This is a genomic window from uncultured Campylobacter sp. (genome assembly GCF_937890585.1).
GTDB lineage: Bacteria > Campylobacterota > Campylobacteria > Campylobacterales > Campylobacteraceae > Campylobacter_A.
The window spans coordinates 1-2847 of sequence record NZ_CALACG010000371.1; the positions used below are offsets into that span (position 1 = coordinate 1).

The 2847-nt window shown below is 38.0% G+C and carries 1 protein-coding gene and 1 pseudogene; both read right to left on the reverse strand.

Annotated elements, in window-relative coordinates; translation table 11 throughout:
- Positions 1-1047, reverse strand: a pseudogene (pglF, locus tag Q0296_RS11045) (UDP-N-acetylglucosamine 4,6-dehydratase (configuration-retaining)); the annotation flags it as partial.
- The coding region (locus tag Q0296_RS11050) for a sodium-translocating pyrophosphatase (protein ID WP_298040552.1) at positions 1048-2847 on the reverse strand (1800 nt) is incomplete at its 5' end.

The following is a 2847-nucleotide window of genomic DNA, read 5'->3' on the forward strand; positions in this document are numbered from 1 at the left end:
GTGGATAACGATCTCTGGTCTAAATTCTTCAAAAACCTCTTCAAAGTCTTTTAAATTTGTGATATTTACAAGCTTGCTAACAGTTCTTTTATCTCTTGTATCTTCGCCTATTTTATAAAGGTTAAACTCGCTGTGTTCAACCATTATAAGCTCACTTACGCCATATTTCAAGCACTGCTTACAAATTTCGCTTCCTATGCTGCCACCAGCTCCAGTGACAAGCACTCTTTTATCTTTTAAGAAATTTGAAATAGCCTCTGGATTAAGGTCTTTTGGCTTTCTAGCGAGCAGATCTTCGATCGAGATATCTTTGATCGGCTCATTTTCGATAAGCGAAAAGAGTTTCATGTCTCTTATGCCATATCCAGTTAGCTCATCAACTAAAGCTTGAAGCTCGTCTTGATCGAGTGCAAGCGCGATGATAGCGGTCTTTACCTCGTAGTCTTTTATCAAATTTGGTATCTCTTTTTTATCCTGCACCAAAAAACCATCGCAATATGTACCTATAAGATCACTCCTGCCATCTACCACACCAACTGCGTAGTAGTCAAGATAGCCCTGCTTTAAGCCACGTAAGACGTGAAGCGCCTTTGAAGTTGCGCCTATAACGATACAAGGCTCACCTTTGTGAGGTCTGTTTGAAAAGTCAAGCACCATACGCTTTGAAATTCTCAAAAGCCCGATAAGTAGGCATGAGATGAGAAGGTCGATAAAGATGACGCTTCTTGGGTAAGGATTTAAAAAATCTTGTATGATGAAAAACACGATCGTAAATAAGATCGCCGCGCAAACGTGAGCTAGGAAAATTTTACGAGCCTCATTTAAGCCAAAAAATCTCCACGGCACCTTGTAAATTTTAAACATCCACATGAAAAAGAGCTTAAATACGATCAAAAATCCAGCCGTTACAAAAAGCCCTTGCACGTAGATATCTGGGATGTCGGCGTTAAATCTTAAAAGATATGCTGCATATATCGAAAAAACAAATATAAAAACATCGCCAAGAAGGAAAAATATGAGCCTTTTTAACTTCGTTGCATGAAACATTTAGGCATTTTCCTTGACTATTTTTATCACTCTTTCTTGTGTCTGCTCTCTCATATCGCTGCCGCTTGGCAAGCAAATTCCTCTTGAAAATAGATCTTCGCTATATCCATCAACAAAACTTAGCGCGCCTTTAAATACTGGCTGCATGTGCATAGGCTTCCAAAGGGGGCGGCTCTCGATGTTTGCATCAGCTAGTGCTTTTATAACTTTTAAATGTGCATCTTTTTTAGCAAAAACGCCAGTTGTGAGCCATCTGTTTCCACGAGAATTTGCTAGCTCTGGCATAAATTCTAAAATATCGCCAAGCTCTTTTTCATAAATATCAAATACTCTTCTCTTTTGCTCGACTCTTTTTTCCAAAACTTCCATCTGAGCCACGCCAATAGCACCTAGGACGTTGCTTAAGCGGTAATTGTAGCCGTAGTCTTTGTGCTCATAGTGAAGCAGCGGCTCTCTTGCTTGTGTGCTGTAAAATCTAGCTTTTTCCACAAATTCACTATCTCCAACTAGCATGCCGCCACCTGAAGTGGTGATGATCTTGTTACCATTAAAGCTATATCCGCCCATCACGCCAAATGTGCCAAGCGCCTTGCCACCGTAAAATCCACCAAGAGCTTCAGCTCCTATTAAAAGTCCAACTAATACTGGAACAACAACAGCTAATAATCCAGGAATAATCATTTGTTTTAATGCTGCCATAGTTGAAATATCTACACATTTTCTATAATCTGGAGTTCCAGTTCCTTCCATAATTCCAGGAATTGTTTTGAATTGTCTTCTAACTTCTTGAATCATTTCATTAGCAGCATTTCCAACAGCTTCCATTGTTAGAGCTGAGAATAAGAATGGTAACATACCACCAATAAACATACCAGCAACTACTTGAGGTTTAGTAACATCAATAGATGTTAATTTTACTGCTTGAGTGTATGAAGCAAATAATGCTAAAGCTGTTAATGCAGCTGAACCAATTGCAAATCCCTTACCAATAGCTGCTGTAGTATTTCCAACAGTATCTAATTTATCGGTAATATTTCTAACTTCATGAGGTAATTCGCACATTTCTGCAATACCACCAGCATTATCAGCTATAGGACCATAAGCATCTACTGCAATTGTCATACCACAAGTTGAAAGCATACCAATAGCTGCTACTGAGATACCATATAATCCTTGTCCAGCATTTGAGAATCCGTTTGAAGCCATGTATGAAACTAAAATACCAATAGCAATAATTATAATTGGACCAGCAGTTGATTTCATACCAACAGCTAAACCAGAAATAATATTTGTTGAAGACCCAGTTTCTGATTCTTCAGCTATATGTTGAACAGGCTTTTTATCTCCAGAAGTATAGTATTCAGTAAATTGTGAAATAATTAAACCTACTAAAATACCAGCAACTGATGAAATAAATGCTGAATTATTTCCTAAAATTTTATTACTTAAAAAGTAAGTAGCTACAATAGTTAAAATTGAACTAACTATAGTTCCCATATTTAATGATTTTTGAGGGTCTTTATCTCCTCTAACACAGAACAAACCGATTAATGATGCTAAAATACCAACTGCAGCAAGTGCTAATGCAAAGATAATACCTTCTTTCCCAAAAGCAACTGAACCAAGTGTAATACCAGATAAAATTGAACCAACATATGATTCAAATAAGTCAGCTCCCATTCCAGCAACGTCCCCTACATTATCTCCTACGTTATCAGCAATAACTGCAGGGTTTCTAGGGTCATCTTCTGGAATTCCAGCTTCAACTTTACCTACAAGGTCAGCTCCAACGTCTGCAGC